At 46.0% G+C, this 17,790-nt stretch carries 19 protein-coding genes and 1 pseudogene; 18 read left to right on the top strand and 2 right to left on the bottom strand.

The window, feature by feature from the left end; translation table 11 throughout:
* Positions 1-21 precede the first annotated feature (21 nt).
* The 18 genes and pseudogenes from PGL01S_RS25380 to PGL01S_RS25295 all read left to right on the top strand — a co-directional run bounded on the left by PGL01S_RS25380 (position 22) and on the right by PGL01S_RS25295 (position 16,384).
* Positions 22-1,185: an MGDG synthase family glycosyltransferase gene (locus PGL01S_RS25380; RefSeq protein WP_127497613.1), complete on the top strand. Its 1,164-nt coding sequence runs from the start codon at positions 22-24 to the stop codon at positions 1,183-1,185.
* Positions 1,178-2,356: an MFS transporter gene (locus tag PGL01S_RS25375; RefSeq protein ID WP_127497611.1), complete on the top strand. Its 1,179-nt coding sequence runs from the start codon at positions 1,178-1,180 to the stop codon at positions 2,354-2,356. Before PGL01S_RS25380 ends, PGL01S_RS25375 begins: the two co-directional genes overlap by 8 nt.
* Before the next feature lie 42 nt (positions 2,357-2,398).
* Entirely contained in the window at positions 2,399-3,874 is a 1,476-nt protein-coding gene (locus PGL01S_RS25370; RefSeq protein WP_127497609.1) for a sensor histidine kinase, read from the top strand.
* Between the two features lie 43 nt (positions 3,875-3,917).
* Positions 3,918-4,604 carry a response regulator transcription factor gene (locus PGL01S_RS25365; RefSeq protein ID WP_127497606.1) on the top strand — a complete coding sequence of 229 codons (687 nt, stop codon included), beginning with the start codon at positions 3,918-3,920 and terminating at the stop codon, positions 4,602-4,604.
* Positions 4,605-4,753: 149 nt separating this feature from the next.
* A complete protein-coding gene (locus PGL01S_RS25360; RefSeq protein WP_127497604.1) occupies positions 4,754-5,365 on the top strand; it encodes a DedA family protein in 612 nt (203 codons plus the stop codon).
* Positions 5,365-5,880 carry a hypothetical protein gene (locus PGL01S_RS25355; RefSeq protein ID WP_127497601.1) on the top strand — a complete coding sequence of 172 codons (516 nt, stop codon included), beginning with the start codon at positions 5,365-5,367 and terminating at the stop codon, positions 5,878-5,880. Before PGL01S_RS25360 ends, PGL01S_RS25355 begins: the two co-directional genes overlap by 1 nt.
* Before the next feature lie 10 nt (positions 5,881-5,890).
* Positions 5,891-6,682, top strand: coding sequence for a COG4705 family protein (locus PGL01S_RS25350; protein WP_244935755.1), 792 nt, complete (start codon positions 5,891-5,893; stop codon positions 6,680-6,682).
* Between the two features lie 285 nt (positions 6,683-6,967).
* Complete coding sequence (locus PGL01S_RS25345) at positions 6,968-7,678, top strand: GT-D fold domain-containing glycosyltransferase (RefSeq protein WP_127497599.1); 711 nt, start codon at positions 6,968-6,970, stop codon at positions 7,676-7,678.
* Between the two features lie 371 nt (positions 7,679-8,049).
* A complete protein-coding gene (locus PGL01S_RS25340; RefSeq protein ID WP_164775590.1) occupies positions 8,050-8,916 on the top strand; it encodes a LysR family transcriptional regulator in 867 nt (288 codons plus the stop codon).
* Between the two features lie 103 nt (positions 8,917-9,019).
* Positions 9,020-10,015, top strand: coding sequence for a LacI family DNA-binding transcriptional regulator (locus tag PGL01S_RS25335; protein ID WP_127497594.1), 996 nt, complete (start codon positions 9,020-9,022; stop codon positions 10,013-10,015).
* Positions 10,003-10,908, top strand: a complete 906-nt coding sequence (gene rbsK, locus PGL01S_RS25330; RefSeq protein ID WP_127497592.1) for a ribokinase — start codon at positions 10,003-10,005, stop codon at positions 10,906-10,908. The genes PGL01S_RS25335 and rbsK overlap by 13 nt, the downstream gene beginning before the upstream one ends.
* Positions 10,883-11,281 (top strand): D-ribose pyranase, encoded by a 399-nt coding sequence (gene rbsD, locus PGL01S_RS25325; RefSeq protein WP_127497590.1) that lies wholly within the window; start codon positions 10,883-10,885, stop codon positions 11,279-11,281. Before rbsK ends, rbsD begins: the two co-directional genes overlap by 26 nt.
* 14 nt (positions 11,282-11,295) lie before the next feature.
* Positions 11,296-12,777 (top strand): sugar ABC transporter ATP-binding protein, encoded by a 1,482-nt coding sequence (locus tag PGL01S_RS25320; protein WP_127497588.1) that lies wholly within the window; start codon positions 11,296-11,298, stop codon positions 12,775-12,777.
* Between the two features lies 1 nt (position 12,778).
* Positions 12,779-13,741 carry a ribose ABC transporter permease RbsC gene (gene rbsC / locus PGL01S_RS25315; RefSeq protein WP_127497586.1) on the top strand — a complete coding sequence of 321 codons (963 nt, stop codon included), beginning with the start codon at positions 12,779-12,781 and terminating at the stop codon, positions 13,739-13,741.
* Positions 13,742-13,754: 13 nt separating this feature from the next.
* Complete coding sequence (gene rbsB / locus PGL01S_RS25310) at positions 13,755-14,681, top strand: ribose ABC transporter substrate-binding protein RbsB (RefSeq protein WP_127497584.1); 927 nt, start codon at positions 13,755-13,757, stop codon at positions 14,679-14,681.
* A gap of 243 nt (positions 14,682-14,924) precedes the next feature.
* Positions 14,925-15,587 (top strand): annotated as a pseudogene (locus PGL01S_RS25305) (type 1 glutamine amidotransferase domain-containing protein).
* Between the two features lie 21 nt (positions 15,588-15,608).
* Positions 15,609-15,890: a putative quinol monooxygenase gene (locus PGL01S_RS25300; protein ID WP_127497582.1), complete on the top strand. Its 282-nt coding sequence runs from the start codon at positions 15,609-15,611 to the stop codon at positions 15,888-15,890.
* An 11-nt stretch (positions 15,891-15,901) separates the two neighbouring features.
* Positions 15,902-16,384, top strand: a complete 483-nt coding sequence (locus PGL01S_RS25295) for a DinB family protein (RefSeq protein WP_127497580.1) — start codon at positions 15,902-15,904, stop codon at positions 16,382-16,384.
* Between the two features lie 58 nt (positions 16,385-16,442).
* On the opposite strand, the gene PGL01S_RS25290 is transcribed toward PGL01S_RS25295, so the two are convergent.
* The gene (locus tag PGL01S_RS25290; RefSeq protein ID WP_127497578.1) at positions 16,443-17,399 is read right to left on the bottom strand and encodes an SDR family NAD(P)-dependent oxidoreductase; all 957 of its coding nucleotides are present in this window, start codon (positions 17,397-17,399) and stop codon (positions 16,443-16,445) included.
* Positions 17,399-17,758, bottom strand: a complete 360-nt coding sequence (locus tag PGL01S_RS25285) for a MerR family transcriptional regulator (protein WP_127497576.1) — start codon at positions 17,756-17,758, stop codon at positions 17,399-17,401. The genes PGL01S_RS25290 and PGL01S_RS25285 overlap by 1 nt, the downstream gene beginning before the upstream one ends.
* Positions 17,759-17,790 lie beyond the last annotated feature (32 nt).

Raw genomic sequence — 17,790 nt, 5'->3', positions numbered from 1 at the left:
CTAAAAGAAGGAGTCGGAGATATGAAACCAAACTCGAAAATTATGATTATTTATGCTTCATTTGGTGATGGTCATATCAAAGCGGCAAGAGCGTTGTTAGAGTCATTTACAGCTTTAGGGTATAACAATATAAAAATGATTGACTTATTAGCCTTAACGCATCCTCGTATTAATTTTGCTTCAAAGTGGCTGTACTTAAAAAGCAGCAGCTATGCACCTAAAGGGTATGGATGGTTTTATACTCTAACCAATAGCACGAAGGCAAGTCGAGTTTCAAATCATATTTATCATTCCTTCGGTAAGAAGAAGATGCTCGAAGAATGGCATTCAGAAAAACCGGAATTAATCATTCATACCTTTCCTTATCTGACAGCAGACGAGCTAAAATTTCAGTCTGGTCAAGGTGTTCCAACTCTTACGGTAATAACGGACTATGTACTGCACAGTCGCTGGTTGCATGAGAATACAACTCATTACTGCGTGGGGAGCGATACAGTTAAAGCGCAAATGATGGCAGCAGGCGTTTCTGAACATAAGATTTCTGTTACAGGAATTCCTGTTCATTCACAATTTTTCGACAAAGAGGATAAAGCTGCTATCTGCGATTTATGGGGATTCGAACCAGACCGTTCTCGCGTACTGCTTATGGCAGGAGCATATGGGGTTCAGCGATCTTTAAAATTAATGATAAGTACTGTGCGGGAAGAGACAACAAGTGACCTCATAGTTGTTTGTGGTAAAAACAAAAAGCTAAGAAAACGATTAGAGAGAGAGTACTTTAATGAGAAAAGAATCCATGTTATCGGTTATACAGATAAAGTTCATGAGCTCATGACCATATCCGACTGCTTAATCTCTAAAGCAGGCGGAATTACGTTAACGGAAGCATTAGTTAAGAATCTTCCAACCATTGTTTTTCAACCTATACCTGGACAAGAAGAAGGAAACGCGCAATTTTTATCAAGTCTAGGTGTATTAGGTATTGCCAATGACAAATGTTCCTTAACAAGAGAGTTATACAATGCATTAAATCATAATAGGAACATGAAACAAGTGTTTGCATCCGTATGCTTTAAACAATCCTCCATGCGTATTGTAGAAGAAGCATTAAAGTTAACCGGCTTAGTAGAAAAAGGAACGGAATGGACGGTAAACAAAAGAAAGGCAGCGCAAATCCATGCATAAGTCTGGGGATTCCCTATTTTCAATAGGACTAATGCTTTTGTTTACAGAATTTCTAAGGGGAGCGTATTTGATTGCTTTTCTTCCCAATCTGGTAGAAGAGAGGTTGGGAATTTCGATATCCTTAGTAGGGGTAGCTGTTTCGGTCCATTATCTTGTAGATAGCTTATGTAAAATTTATATCGGTTACATGATTGATCGATACGGATACCGGGCTATTTTACATGGTGGTTTCTTACTTGCCGCAGTTGGTATGTTTCTGATCATACTCGCAAAATCAGAAATGCAGATTTTTTTATCTTCCGCACTACTTGGGATAGGATTATCACCGGTTTGGTTGATTTGCATGAAGCAAGTAAAAGGGGAGAACAGAGCTAAACAGGCAGGGTTTATTTACGTATTCTGGATGGCAGGACTTGGATTAGGACCAATGTTATTTAATTTAGTTCTAGACTTGGGATGGAACTACAGTGTTCTGATGCTTATCCTTGCATTAGTTCTGGGATGGTTATCCGGTGCTTTCAATCAGCTGCATAAAAGGGGCGTGGGTAAGGGAGCATCCCCGCAGTCCTTAGTCCCTTATCTTAAACAGGTAACGGCATACATTAGAATGAATCCCTTTATCTTGCCGGCCATTATCTTACAAACGACTGGCGCTGGCATGGTTGCCCCTTTTCTGAATGTTTTTGCTGCAAACCGTCTTTCCCTGACTCATACGGAACTATCCATTATTATGGTATTTGGAGGAGCGAGTGCAATTCTCTTATTAGTCCCCATGGGGAAATGGTTTGATGCCTCGGGAAGCCGGTGGTTTTTGATTGGTGGGTTCGGATTATTTGCTATATCGCTTTTTGCATTAACAGGAGTCTACTCCTTCTATATGTCGTTGATTGTAGTTATAGTGATGGGTGCCTCCTATGCTATGCTGCTGCCCGCTTGGAATGCGCTAATGTCCAGGCATGTACCTATGGATGCTTCCGGAACGGGATGGGGATTGCTGTCAACCATTGAAGGCTTCGGTGTAGTGGTAGGACCACTAATAGGGAGCTTTTTGTATGTTTCCGGGAATATAGAAACGCCGTTTCTTGTTAGTGCTGTAATGTTTGGAATGATCAGCATCATGTATTTTTTTATGCCTTCAAAAATATTTAGTTATACGTCTCAAAATGCATGAAAGGTAAGTAAGCGATAAACCGGACTATAAGGAGAGTCGCCCATGTCCATACGTCTAAAATTATTATTGTCGTATTTAATTATGTTAGTTGTACCTTTGCTAACGTTAATAGTTACTTCTATTCTGCTCGTCATTATTTTTAAAGGCGATTTGCATGATATTCGGATGATTTATGAAACTAATATAGAAGGTTTTGAAGAAGAGGACTACCATCGTCTTATTAAACAGTCCATCGAGCAAAATCCTGATTTGTTGCTCGACCGGAATTATGTGAATCGATTGTCTTCTCAGCTTTCATCTAAGCAGACCTATTTATTGATTCGAACAGATGAACAAATGATTTATGTTTCGGATGAACTCCGAACGAAAGCCATTCTTTTATCCAAACTAACACCCATTCATAATAATGACCTAAGATCGGTTTCACGTACTAAGTCATATGGAAACAATGATTATTACCATTATGTTGGTTATGCGTTCCATATCCAGAACAAAGCTATAGATTTATATATAATCACAAAAGTAGACCCCATCGTTTATTTCTCTAAAAAATATGCCCCCTATCTTCTGGGAGCCGTTATCGTCGTATTAGTGTTAACTAATGTTCTACTGACTTTGTACATGTCTAGACGCATTATCAGGCCAATAATGTCACTGCGACGCTCAGCACTCTCTTTTACGAAAGGCAATCTTAACGATCCTGTCATCGTCCATGGCAAGGATGAAATCGGTCAATTAGGCGTGGTCTTTGAAAAATTAAGAACACAGCTTTTACATTCGTTTCGTGTGCAAGAGCAGTTTGAAAATAATCGTAAGGAATTAATCATTAATATATCTCATGACTTGAAAACTCCGATTACGTCTATTAGAGGATATGTGGATGGACTGATAGAGGGAGTTGCCTTTTCTTTGGAAAAAACGGAGAAGTATCTTCGGACAATCTCTACGAAAGCAGCAGAAATGGACAGGTTAATTGATGAGCTCTTTTTATATTCAAAGCTTGATCTTAATCGAATGACCTTTGTATTTGAAACGGTGAATGTGAAGGCCTTTTTGGCAGATTGGATTGAGGAGTTGGCATTTGAATTGGAAAAAGATAGGATTATTCTGCTTTTCAATATTCAAATCATCGATTCCATTGAAATGAAAGTAGACCGGAAGTCCTTTCGTAGAGTATTAGAGAATATTATTCAGAACAGCTTAAAGTATATGAACAAAGAAGAGAAAATCATTCAATTAGTTGCATCGATTAGCAACTCCAATTTGAACTTGACGATAGAGGACAATGGAAGTGGAATTCCTGATTCAGCTATGCCCTATATTTTTGATCGCTTTTACCGAGCTGATCTTTCTCGTAATTCTGAAAAAACAGGGAATGGATTGGGCTTAGCCATTGCCAAACGTATTGTCCTGGAGCATAACGGGAGTATTTCTGCAGAAAGCATGGAAGGTCTAGGCACGAAGATGACCATAAGTATCCCTATTAATGATTCAAAAGACCAAGCTGCCGTTACTTAACTTACAAGGTATGCCTATCCACTATGGGAAGGAGGAATAACGAATGAAAAGCATTCTTGTTATTGAGGACGATACGACTATCTCAGAACTACAGCGGGATTATTTGGAGATTAACGGGTACGAAGTCCAAATAGCTGCGGATGGCGAAACCGGTTTAGCGATGTGCCTCTCGGGTATTTATGACTTGGTCATTCTTGATTTGATGCTCCCAAAGATAAACGGGTTTGAAGTGTGCAAGAAAATTCGAGAGAAACAGGACATCCCCATTCTGATTGTAACTTCACGCCATGAAGATATCGATGTGATTAGAGGGCTCGGACTCGGCGCTGACGATTATATTACGAAACCGTTCAAACCTGCTGAACTAGTTGCTAGGGTAAAGGCACACCTGGAGAGATATAAGCGGCTAGTTGGACTTAAAAATATTAATAATATCATTCAGATCCGGGATTTAACCATTGATGCGGATACACGAAAGGTTTTCGTTAATAATGAGGAAGCCGTACTAACGACCAAGGAATTTGATTTGTTGTATTTCCTTGCGACCCATCCGAATAAGGTTTTCAGCAAAGAGCATCTTTTTGAGCGGATATGGGGAGTAGATGCTCTTGGTGATATACAGACGGTGACTGTGCATATCCGTAAAATTCGCGAGAAAATTGAAAAAGATTCTGCAAATCCCGGTTATATCGAGACACTATGGGGAGCAGGTTACCGCTGCAAAGGATGAAAGTCTGAGCCAATGATCAGACTTTTTTATTTTACTTCATAATAGTTAATAAAAATTTAATCGGATGTTCACAGCTCGTTGAGAATTGAATTTTAAAGTACAAGGAACTGATGCTTTCATTAATAGCTTGGAAAGGAGTTATAAGAGATATGCAAAGTATTATGGATTGGATCTCTAATTTAGCGGTCCAACTAATTGATGCGATTGGCCTCTACGGCATATTTATCGGTATGGTCCTGGAAAGTGCTTGTATACCTATTCCGAGTGAAGTCATTTTATTAAGCGGGGGTCTGGCTGCTGCTAACGGTACGATAACATGGCAGGAGGTGGTCATCGCAGGTGTACTCGGAAATGTTCTTGGGTCAATAATTGCTTACCAAGTTGGAGCTCTTGGCGGAAGGAAAATACTTAATAAGTACGGGAAATATGTGTTCTTTAGAAGCTCGCATCTTGATCAAGCGGAGAAGTGGTTTACCCGATATGGCGCAATGAGCGTATTCTTTACCAGAAACCTTCCTTTTATCCGAACTTTCATATCCTTGCCGGCGGGCATAGCTAAGATGAAGTTCTCTACATTTCTGCTATATACTTTTTTAGGCTGTATTCCATGGAATATTGCATTAGCCTATGCGGGTTATAAATGGGGAGCGAATGCGGATGTATTGGAGCGTTACATGCATCCGATCAGTTATGCTGTTGCGATAGTAGTTGTTGGACTATTTGCGTATTGGCTCCTTAGTAGGAAACGGACGAGAGTCTGATGGATACGGCGGCGATACATGCATCAGCCTCCAATCTGATCATGGAGCATTTTGAGTATGATTACTCGCCTAGTGGAGAGCCAGTTATTTATATCAAGGTATTGAATACGAGCTCCAAGGTATTGATCGGTGATCTTTCTGTCAAATTGGATCGAGCTTTTAATACCAGTCAAGATGATTATGGCTACAAGCATGTCGGCCATGCCATTGCCTTGCACAATGTTATTATTGGACCGGGAAAGGAACAAAATCTCGAATTCATGAAAGTTCCTAAACTAAGCGTTGGCGATTACAGAGCGGATATTCAGTTTAGTTATTTAACCGAATATAAGGAGGATCGGATTGATTTTACAATAAAGCAATCGGATTTAGTTCAACGGAGTGTGAAAGACCCGAGTTCTCCTAAGGGCAGCCTTTTTAGCCCGTTTAGGAATCTTAAGTGGGTAATCATCTCTCTATTAATTGCAGGGGCTATTGTTACGCTCATAAAGGGTCGTACTCAATCTGAAAAATAAGGGGATAGTCATGTACAATTATAAAACGGAATTTAACCCACAAGCTACAACGATGCTAGCAAAAGTACCTGAAATTACGTTGTATTTCTGGATAACGAAGCTAATTACAACTGGTCTTGGAGAAGTGGCATCAGATTTTTTATTTGAAAAATTAAATCCATTCCTCTCCGTGCCAATAAGTGTAGCGATTTTTGTTGCAGCTATGGTTCTCCAGTTCAAGTCGAAAAAGTATATCGCGAGTCTGTATTGGCTAGTTGTCATAATGGTAAGCATATTTGGCACTACAGCAGCTGATGTTATACGAGCTGGTTTGGGAAATACGGTTTCAACTCTCTTTTTTATTGCCTCGCTTGCAGCTATTTTCAGAATTTGGTATGTGAAGGAGAAGAGCTTATCGATTCATAGCATTAACACGCGCCGGAGAGAAGTGTTTTATTGGATGACGGTCCTGACCACATTCGCTCTCGGCACTTCTGCAGGCGATTTAACAGCCTCCAGTATGCATTTGGGATATTTAGATTCCGGAATAATGTTCTTTGCTTTGCTATTCATACCCGCATTATGTTATCGGCTGTTTCATTTGAAAGAAATTACAGCTTTCTGGATAGCTTATGTTTTGACTCGTCCTGTGGGCGCGTCCTTCGCGGATTGGCTTTCTGCGGCACCAGGCAATGGCGGAGTTGGTTACAGCAAAGGACTCGTTAGTCTGGTCCTCTTGATTGTGATTGTGCTTCTCGTTGTCTTTCGAGGCGGTACCCCTGCAAAGATGGAGGAGACTCAGCAGCTCGCTGTTAATCAGTAATGGGGGATATAACCGCGCACAGTGTTACTCGAATGGAGTTAAGATGGGGGCATTATCAATGGGCATTCCCTTGCGGGACATGCTCATGGTAATGCCTTCTTCTTTTGGCATTTTTCCTCCATAGGGTACTACGTTAGCAGGTTGACCTGTTTATGCCTATTAATGAAATTAACAGGAACAGACTCATCAGTCTAAAATGTGCTCTGGTTTATCTCCTTTCACTCAATTAAACATACATTAATTAAGTCAGAGTAGCGTAACTTTAAAAAAATTATAGAGTGAGGGATATATACGGAAAAATTTCTTACATGGAAACAAGTGTTGAAACAAGTGAAATATGCTTTGGACTATAGAAAACCTTTTTCATTGGTTAGAATCGGCGATGGGGAGAATATTTGCTTGGCGCAAAATTCTGTATGGCCTATACGCGATGTTCTGAAAGAGCCTTGGACAAAAAAAGCGAACCGTGGAGAAAAGGGTGTGCATTTACCTAATATTCGTCTAAGAAATGAGCTTGTTCAAGGGATTAGGAATGCAAATGTTGTAGGCGTTCTACTTCTTAACGATAACCGAATTCATGCTCCAAAGAGACTTAAAAGAATATTAACAAACAAAATTTTTACTCATTTTAATCTCTCGCCACGTTATACATGTGATGCCTGTATTAATCGCTATATTCCTAAATACAAAGCTTTTTGGGACGTTCTAAAAAACAGAAGAGTTTTACTCATTTCACAACACGCTAATGAAATGAAACAAGTACTCGTTAATAAATATGATTTAAATGTAACAGGAACCCTATTTTTTTCGGATTATAGACAGATTAATCGGGTATTAAAGGAAGTTGATATGCTGAAAAATAAATTTGATTTAGTACTCATTTCGGCAGGCGTGAATGCTGTTATTCTAGCACCAAAAATAGCTCGAAGGACTGGAAAAGTTGCAATAGATTTTGGTCAAGGACATAAAAATTTTATGAAATCCCGGACAGTTTGAATAATCGCGTATTGAGAAGCCTGAGTAAGGGAAAGGTCTTATCTCTGCAGAAAAAAGTGGTCAACCTAAGCTCTAATGGGTCAGTCACTCTCGAGAGATTGAGAGTAACTGGCCCATTTTTTCTACTACGTGTTGTGCAGGTTTTTTCCTACTCCTTTCTTCCTTTGCCGGGCTTTTCGAATGGTCATATGACCAGCCTTGCATACATACGTTCCTGCATCTTTGTTAGTAGACATTTCATGTTACAGCGGACAGGTCTTTTGTTATTCTTCTTCAAGGAATATGACATGTTTGCCAAGGGAAGCTTAAAACGGACTAACGAATAGAGAAGCATTTCAATGCGGAAATCAAAAGACGATGGAGGGTTGCGCATGAGAATGGATTGGCTGGTGGCCTTCCGTCAGACAGCGGAGATGAAGAGCTTAACAAAAGCGAGCGAATTGTTGCATATCAGCCAGCCTGCGTTAAGCAAGCAAATTCGCAACTTGGAAGTGGAATTGGGAGCCCCGTTATTGGTTCGTTCGACTACAGGAGTAACGCTAACACCGGCCGGGCACATTTTGCTTGAAGGAAGCAAGAACATTCTAAACGAAATGAATGCCATTCGGCGGGAGATTGCGCTTGCTCAAGACGAGGGGAAATCCGACCTCACAATAGGTTCTTGGCCAAGCATAGCGACGATCTTTCTTCCAGGCCAAATTGCGCGCAGTCAGCAGGCCATAGGACAGCTAGACATAAAATTCAGGGTATTTTATTGTTTCTACGACTTGCTGACGAGTCTGGAAAATGGCATCATCGATGCCGCTTTATTTGATGACAGAGGGGTCAATCACTCCTTTTTCTCCACTCCCGTTTTTTCGGAGAAATTTTTTATGTTCGTGAATGTCGACCATCCCGTCTATGGGAATAAAGACGAAGTATCTTTTGATGAGATAAAGCATGAGAATTTCGTAATGTTGACAGAAGGCTGCGATGCAAGGATGCTGATTGATCAAGAGTTTTCCAATAGGAACGAAAAAATGAACATAGCTCTTGAATTTGAACTGGGACAAAGCATTTTGGGCTATATTCACGCTAATTTGGGGATATCTATTTTGCCGGAAATCTTTATTATCCAAATGAAGAATACGACAAAAGCGATTCCCATTGCCGATTTCGGAACGGTACGCGAGATCTCGGTCATTACGCGGGAAAAATCCGTTAACAGGCAATTGGGATTTATTTTTGACTCCGTATAAAAAGCATTTGGTTGATATTGCAAAAAGATGTCTGCTTGTCAAAAGGAATCGGATATGCTATTTTAGATGTGTAAACGGTTCCACATTGAGGAGAGAAGACGATATGGCAACCATTAGAGACGTAGCGAAGCATGCGGGCGTTTCGGTCGCAACCGTGTCGCGGATGATCAACGATACGGGTTATGTGCACGAAGATACCCGCAAGAAAATTGAAACCGCTATCAAGGAGCTTCACTATACGCCAAACGAAGTCGCAAGATCTTTATATAAACGAAAGTCGCGATTGACCGGCTTGCTGCTGCCGGACATAGCCAACCCGTTCTTTCCTGAGCTTGCGCGCGGGGTGGAGGACGAGATGCAGCGCAACGAATTCCGAATCATCTTCGGCAACAGCGACGAGAATAAAGCGAAGGAGAAGGAATATCTCCAAACCTTCGTACAGAATAACGTGGTTGGAATCATCTCCTCTACGAACTTTCCGGACAGCGATATGTACCGGAAGCTGAACATTCCGGTTGTGTTTCTGGACCGGACAGCGGATAACCGCCCATCGGTTTATTCGGATGGACGGGAAGGCGGGAGAATGGCAGCCCGGGAAATTGCCGATCGCGGCAGCCGGCGGGTCACCGTGATGCGGGGACCAAGGCATATCCGGCCTGCTCAGGACCGTTACGAAGGTGCGGTTGAAGCTTTGGGAGAGCGGGGCATCGTGTTTAACGTCATTCAAACCTCTTCGTTTTCCTTTACGGATGCGGGAACTTGGGCAAGGGAGCTGTTCGAGCGGTATCCGGAGACTGACGGCGTCATCGCCAGCAACGACATTGTCGCGGCCGCCGTATTGCATGAAGCGCTAAGGCTGGGCAAGAAAGTCCCGGAGGACGTGCAGATTGTCGGCTTTGACGATATTCCGCTCAGCCGCTTGCTGACGCCGTCGCTGACGACTATTCGCCAGCCGGCTTACGATATGGGCAAAGCGGCGGCTAGCCTGCTCATTCGGCTGATCGAGAATGAAATAGTGGATGAACCAACGATACAGATGCCCGTAACGTTTGCGGAACGGGATACAACCAGAAAGGCGGAAATAGAATGGCAAAAATAATCGTAGTCGGAAGTTCATCGGTCGACCTCGTCGTTACGGCGGCGAGGCGTCCCGGAGCGGGGGAAACGGTTCTCGGCGAAGGGTTCGTGACCGTTCCGGGAGGCAAAGGGGCTAATCAGGCGGTTGCCGCTTCGCGTCTAGGCGCAGAGGTAACGATGATTGGACGGGTCGGCGACGATCTTTACGGTCAAGAAATTTTAAACAATTTTAAAAGGAATAAGGTTTCTATCGAATATGTGGAACCGGTTACACATATGGCGAGCGGAACGGCACATATTGTTCTAGCGGAAGGCGACAATAGTATCGTTGTTGTTCCGGCGGCGAACAATGAAGTGACGCCGGCTTACCTTGCAAAAAGCAAGGATGCGTTCCGCGAAGCGGACATCCTGTTAATCCAACAGGAAATCCCGGAGGATACCGTCGCTTACGTTGGTGAACTTTGCAGGGAAATGCAATTGCCGCTGCTGCTGAATCCCGCTCCGGCTCGTCCGCTCACTGAAGAGATGATTGCAAACGCGACGTATATGACGCCTAACGAGCATGAAGCAAAGGTTTTGTTTCCCAACCTTAGCTTATCCGAAGCGCTGCGCCGGTATCCGAACAAGCTGTTTATTACGGAAGGCAGCCGCGGAGTGCGATTCTTTGACGGGGAACAAGAGGTGCTGGTTCCTTCCTATAAGGTCGATGCCGTCGATACGACCGGCGCGGGAGATACCTTTAACGCCGCGTTCGCTGTCGCGCTCGCAGAGGGAAAACCGATTCGCGAATGCGTAAGGTTCGCAAACCGTGCAGCTTCCTTGTCCGTCACGAAGTTCGGCGCGCAGGGCGGCATGCCAATAAGGAGAGAAGTAGAGGAGCAGATGCAAGATGAAGAAGCAAGGCATATTGAATAGCCATATTGCCAAGGTGCTGGCCGATCTCGGACATACCGACACGCTGGTAATCGCGGACGTCGGCCTTCCCGTGCCGGAGGGTGTGCCAAAGATCGATCTGGCATTGACGCTAGGTACGCCGAGTTTTGAAGATACCGTAAACGCCGTAGTGGCGGACATGACAGTCGAGAAGGTTATTCTGGCGGAAGAGATTAGCGCGGCTAACCGGACTACGCTAGATTTTATAGAACGGAAATTTCATGGGCTTGAGATCGGGAAATGCTCGCACGAGGAGTTTAAGCAGCTAACGCGCGATGCGAAAGCGATCATCCGCACGGGAGAAGCGACCCCGTATGCGAATGTGATATTGCGAGCGGGAGTTAATTTTGGATAAGAGGAGGAGCCGTTATGCGCATTGAGATGAAAGGCATTCATAAAGCATTTGGCGGCAACCAAGTGCTCTCCGGGGTCGATTTCGATCTGGTGGCAGGCGAGGTTCATGCCCTTATGGGGGAGAACGGGGCAGGCAAGTCCACCTTGATGAATATATTGACGGGGCTGCATGCGAAAGACGAAGGAACGGTTCTGATCGAGGGGAAAGAGACGTATTTCGCCAATCCGAAGGAAGCGGAACGTAACGGCATAGCTTTTATCCATCAGGAGCTTCATGTGTGGCCGGATATGACGGTGCTGGAGAATCTGTTCATCGGCCGCGAGATGTCCGGCAACTGGGGGTTGTTGAAGGAAAGGAAAATGCGGGAGCTGGCGAAGGAGCAGTTCAAACGTTTAGCCGTGGATATTCCGTTAAGCGCCTTAGCCGGCTCTTGTTCGGTCGGCCAGCAGCAAATGATCGAAATCGCCAAAGCCTTGTTAACGGACACCAAAGTCATCATTATGGATGAGCCAACTTCGGCGCTGACCGAAAGAGAGATAAGAAAGCTGTTTGATGTCATTGAAGCGCTGAAGAAGGACGGCGTTTCCATCGTTTATATCTCGCACCGGATGGAAGAGATATTCGAAATCTGCGATCGCATTACCGTCATGCGGGATGGCCGTACCGTAGATACGAAGCCTATACCAGAAACGAATTTCGATGAGGTCGTAAGAAAAATGGTCGGCCGCGAGTTAACGGAACGATATCCGGCCCGGACGCCAAAGCTCGGCGAGGTTGTGCTGGAAGTGAAACAAGCCTCGCGAAAAGGCCTGTTCGACAATGTCAGCTTCCGGGTTCATGCGGGCGAGATCTTAGGTTTCTCCGGCTTAATGGGGGCAGGCCGAACGGAGATGATGAGAGCCTTGTTCGGCCTGGACCGGCTGGACGGCGGCGAGATCCGCGTCTTTGGGAAAAAAGCATCCATCCGGAAGCCGGTGGACGCGGTCAAGCTGGGAATCGGCTTTATTACGGAGGACCGAAAGGATGAAGGGCTTATTCTCGACTTCTCCGTCAGAGATAATATGGTGCTTCCTAGCCTTAGCAGCTTCACAACCAGGGGCTTGCTCTCTTCCAAAAAGGAGACAACGTTTGTTGAAGCCTTGATCAAAAGGCTGCAAATCAAAACCCATACGGCGGATACGGCTGTAGGCAATTTGTCCGGCGGCAACCAACAGAAGGTTGTAATCGCCAAATGGGTTGGTATCGGACCAAGGCTGCTTATTCTGGACGAACCGACCCGCGGAGTGGACGTGGGAGCTAAACGGGAAATTTACCAGCTGATGAACGAGCTGACGGCACACGGCGTCGCCATCATCATGGTATCGTCGGAATTGCCCGAGGTGCTTGGCATGAGCGACCGCATTGTGGTTGTGCATGAGGGCCGCATCGCGGGAGAGCTGGGCAAAGAAGAAGCGACGCAAGAAAACATTATGACGCTCGCGACAGGGGGACAGTAACATGACAACTAGAAACGAAGCGAAAAGCGGCTTTCCGCTTTCGCAAATTACGCAGAAATTAGGGCCTTTGCTTGGTTTGATTTTATTGATCGCGATCGTATCGATTATGAATCCGAGTTTTTTGGAACCGCTTAATATTTTGAATCTTCTAAGACAGGTGTCTATTAACGCTTTGATTGCGTTCGGGATGACCTTTGTTATTCTTACGGGCGGCATCGACCTGTCGGTCGGCTCCATCCTGGCCTTGTCCAGCGCGTTTGTGGCAAACATGATGCTGGCCGGCTTTGATCCGATTATCGCCATTCTGCTCGGCTGCATAGTCGGCGGCGTAATGGGGATGGTAAACGGTCTTATGATTACGAAAGGGAAGATGGCGCCCTTTATCGCGACTTTGGCGACAATGACGATTTTCAGAGGTCTTACTCTCGTATACACGAACGGTAATCCGATAACGGGCCTGGGAGACAGCATGGCGTTTCAGCTATTCGGGCGCGGGTATATGTTCGGCATTCCGGTTCCGGCCATTACCATGATTATTACATTTGCGGCATTGTGGATTATTCTTCAAAAGACCGCCTTCGGACGCAAAACTTACGCAATCGGCGGTAACGAGAAAGCGTCAATCGTATCCGGCATCAAAGTAACGCGCGTCAAAATCATGATCTATTCCTTGGCGGGTATGCTTTCCGCCTTGGCCGGCGCCATTCTTACTTCCCGATTAAATTCGGCGCAGCCAACGGCCGGCACCTCTTACGAGCTGGACGCGATTGCTGCCGTCGTTCTCGGGGGGACTAGCCTTTCCGGCGGCCGCGGGCGCATCGTTGGCACGCTTATCGGCGCGCTTATCATTGGTACCTTGAATAACGGACTAAATCTGCTTGGCGTATCTTCCTTCTATCAGATGGTAGTTAAGGGGATTGTCATACTGATCGCCGTACTCATTGACAGAAAGAAATCGGCATAAGGAGAGAATGTTTATGAAAAAGCTTTCTTTGTTACTGATGGCGTTGTTCCTCTTCCTCGTTACGGGATGTTCGATGGAGCCGCCAAGCTGGGCGAAGCCCGATACGGGCGGAGATTTGAAGAACATGAAAATTGGCCTCTCCGTCTCGACCTTAAACAATCCATTCTTCGTTTCGATGAAGGAGGGCGTTGTTGCGGAAGCGAAAAAGCATGGCATCGAGACCATAGTGGTCGATGCGCAGAACGATTCCGCCAAACAGAGCAACGACGTCGACGATTTGATGCAAAAAGGCGTCAATGTCCTTCTTATTAACCCAACCGATTCCGCGGCAATCTCGACTGTCGTTCAATCGGCCAACGAACTTGGCATCCCCGTTATTACGCTGGACCGTTCCGCGGACAGCGGGAACGTCGAAGCGCTTGTCGCTTCGGATAACGCGAAGGGCGGACGCATGGCGGCCGAGTATATCGAGAAGCTGCTCGGCAAGGGGGCGAAGGTAGTCGAACTCGAAGGCGTCGCCGGCGCTTCGGCCACCCGGGAACGCGGAAAAGGCTTCCACGAGCTTGCGGATACGGATTTGAAAGTAGTGGCGAAGCAGACGGCGGACTTCGACCGTACAAAGGGATTAAATGTCATGGAAAACCTTCTTCAGGCAAATCCCGACGTGCAAGCCGTATTCGCTCACAACGACGAAATGGCGCTTGGTGCCATTGAAGCGATTCGGAGCTCCGGCAAGGATATTCCGGTAATCGGCTTTGACGGCAACGAAGACGCGCTGAAGTCGATTGCGGAAGGAAAACTTACGGCAACCGTCGCGCAGCAGCCGGAGCTTATCGGCCAGCTTGCCGTGCAAGCCGCTTACGATGTGCTGCAGGGCAAGAAGGTAGAGAAATCGATTCCGGCACCGCTCAAGCTTGTAACCAAAAACGAAAACCAATAACAGCAAAACAGCCTCAAAGCGCGAGATTCGCGGCTTTGAGGCTGTTTTGCTGCTAGCCGAGATATTGATCATTGACCATCGCATCTTGATTTCCGAAAACAAACCGGGGGATAACTTTTCATTATCGCCTCCTAACATAACCGTAGTACAAACCGCCTTTCCGGAATGATAAAGTATGTTCACTGGCCGAATATTTTCGGAGGGTAATGATCATTTTACTACTAGTCAAGGAGGCTGTTATAGATGGCGAAACGTGTTCTAATGGTAGTTACAACCGCGGATAAATTGAGCGATACGGAGCGAACGGGCTTGTAGTTGTCCGAATTTGGCGAAGCATACTTGGCATTTAGCGGCGAGGGATACGAAATAACAATCGCAAGCCCATTGGGCGGACAAGCTCCTTTGGATCATAGAAGCTTGGAAGGGATATCGCAGGAGCTGCGGGATACCGCTAGTTACCTTACAGATACAATAAAGCTTAGCCTTGTCCATGATATTGATTCTTACGACGCCATTTTTCTTCCCGGCGGTCACGGTACCATGTTCGACATGCCTGGCAACGAGCTGCTGCAGTCGATCATCCGTACGTTGTACGAAACGGGAAAAGTAGTGGCTGCCGTGTGCCACGGACCTGCTGCTCTCGTTGGGGTCCAACTGTCGGACGGCCATCCGCTTGTTGCCGGAAAAACCGTTGCGGCCTTTACCGATGAGGAAGAAAGGGAAACGACCTTGGACCGGTACATGCCGTTTCTTTTGGAATCCAAGCTTCGTGAATTAGGAGCTAACGTCGTGCTGTCTCCAAACTGGACCGATAACGTACAGGTAGACGGGAATTTGATCACTGGCCAAAATCCACAGTCTACGGAAAGCGCGGCAAAAGAAGTTATTGCCCAATTAAACCGTTAAATCAAGAGGGGTCATGCTTATATGATTACCATAGTCGCGATACTGAAAGCCCGCCCAGGAACCGAGCGGCAGCTTCGGGATGAGCTGTTAAAAGTTGCCGCGCCTTCACGTGCCGAAGAAGGCTGCGTTGATTATATTTTGCACAATAGCCCGGAACATCCGGAGCAATACGTGCTGTATGAAAATTGGAAAGATGAAGACGCCCTGCAAGCGCATCTCGCTTCTTCGCATTATCAGGAATACCGCCGTTCAACCGAAGCCTGGTTAGCATCCAGGGAGGTATACCGGCTAAATAAAATCTAGGAGGAATATATATGGTTGCTACTGAACTGACTGCTGAACGTACCGCTGGACAACAAGCGCTGAAAAGCTGGAAGATGCACCGCAACGCATTGCTTGAACTTGCGGAAACGCTGCCGGAATCGGGTGGAGCATACAGCCCTTGGGAGGGCGCGATGACTACGCTCGAGCTCATCCATCATCTAGCTTGGACGCCGGATTTCTTCTTTGCGGGCATGGAGGAACGCGAGATGAATATTCCGCAGGTTCCTTCAACGGTGGCGGAAGCGCGCGTGCTTCTGAAGCAGCTGACGCATGAGCATGAGCAGAAGCTTGCTTCGTATTCGGAATCGGATTTAAAACAGATCAAAAGCGTTAAAGCGTTGAATATTACCGAGCCTGTATTGGAAATCCTGCATCGTTTAGTCGGGCATGAGGCGCATCACAAAGGCCAGCTTTATGTGTATGCCCGCATGCTTGGCGTGAAGCCGCCGTTTTACGTGGACTTAAGCTTATAATCATACGAATGGGAAGCCCCGCATTTCAAGTGAAATGCGGGGCTTTTTACTACTATGCTTAGTTAAACAACCGTGGCGTTTCTTCCCATAACTTGCGAGCGGCTGCTTTATCGACCGCCCATCCTTTTACGCCAGCGGTCATGCTGTCGTCCGTATGCAGAGGGGCGATATCGCAGTTCTCGCAATAAACGCCGCCGTATCCGTTTAATTGAGGGCTTACCGCGCACCATACGATGGTTGCCGCGCCTTCGGAAATCGTTTTTCTCTCGTTGTCGTATTGTTCGTAGCCGCGTTCTCCGTTTGCCTTGATGGCTCCAAACGCTGCGAGTTCATCCTCCGACAGAGCATGGGAAAGACCGGTGACAATACTGCCGGGATGGACGGTAAAAGCGCGAATGTTATCTGGTTTGAACAGCTCGTCTACCGCAACGCTGAGCAAGGCAGCAGCTGTCTTCGCTTGTCCGTAAGCCAACCATTTGTCGTATGGCGAATGAACAAAATTAGGGTCCTCGAAATGAAACGCCGAATACCAGTGGGCACGGGAGGATAGGGTGACAACCCGGGCTCCGTTCGCTTTTTTTAATTGAGGTAGAAGTTTATTAATTAAATGATAATGCCCCAAATAATTGGCCGAGATTTGCATTTCATTCCCACGGTCATCCCTGGCAAGCGGTATTGCCATCACTCCCGCGCTGTTAATCAGGATGTCCAGCTTGTCATGCCGCGACTGGAACCAACGGCCGAAGGCTTCAATCGTCTCGCTTTTGCTCAGATCCATTTCTTCCGGATATAACTCCACGTTAGGTATGCCTGCGAGTGCTTGGCTAGCTTTACTGACGTTTCTTGCAGGCACGATTACCTTCGCGCCAGCCGCGGCAAGCGCTTTTGCCGATTCCAAGCCAAGACCGGCGGATCCACCGGTGACGATGATTATTTTACCCTTTAAATTGATACCTTGTACGATATGGTTAGCCGTAGTTCTAGCTGAATAGCCGGATGGAATAGGTTGTTGCATTAAATACCGCCACCTCGAAGTTTACTGAAGTGAGACACCTTGTATCGTACCTTCTCCAGGATCCTTTGGCGCTTCTCAAGCTCAAGCTCCATCTTGACGGCATGCTCCCGGAGAATTTCGTGACACCGCAAGTAGTTCTTGGCCCGATAAGCGTCAACATAGCTTTTGATCAGCTCCAAGGACATATCCGTATCCTTCAAATTGACGATGAATTGCAAATATTCCACCGTCAATTCATCGTAGACTTTATATCCTCGTGCATTTTTGGCCGGCTCGTCGATCAATCCCAATTGCTCGTAGTAGCGAATGGTTGGGATGGGCAGGCCGATAAGCTTGGACACTTCGGAAATTTGATACATGGGATTCTCACCTCGCGAAATCAAGGTTACAA

Origin of the sequence: Paenibacillus glycanilyticus NBRC 16618, assembly GCF_004000805.1 — a bacterium.
GTDB lineage: Bacteria > Bacillota > Bacilli > Paenibacillales > Paenibacillaceae > Pristimantibacillus > Pristimantibacillus glycanilyticus.
The sequence above is the reverse complement of the archived record's forward strand: the minus strand, read 5'-3'. Positions and strand labels throughout refer to the sequence as shown.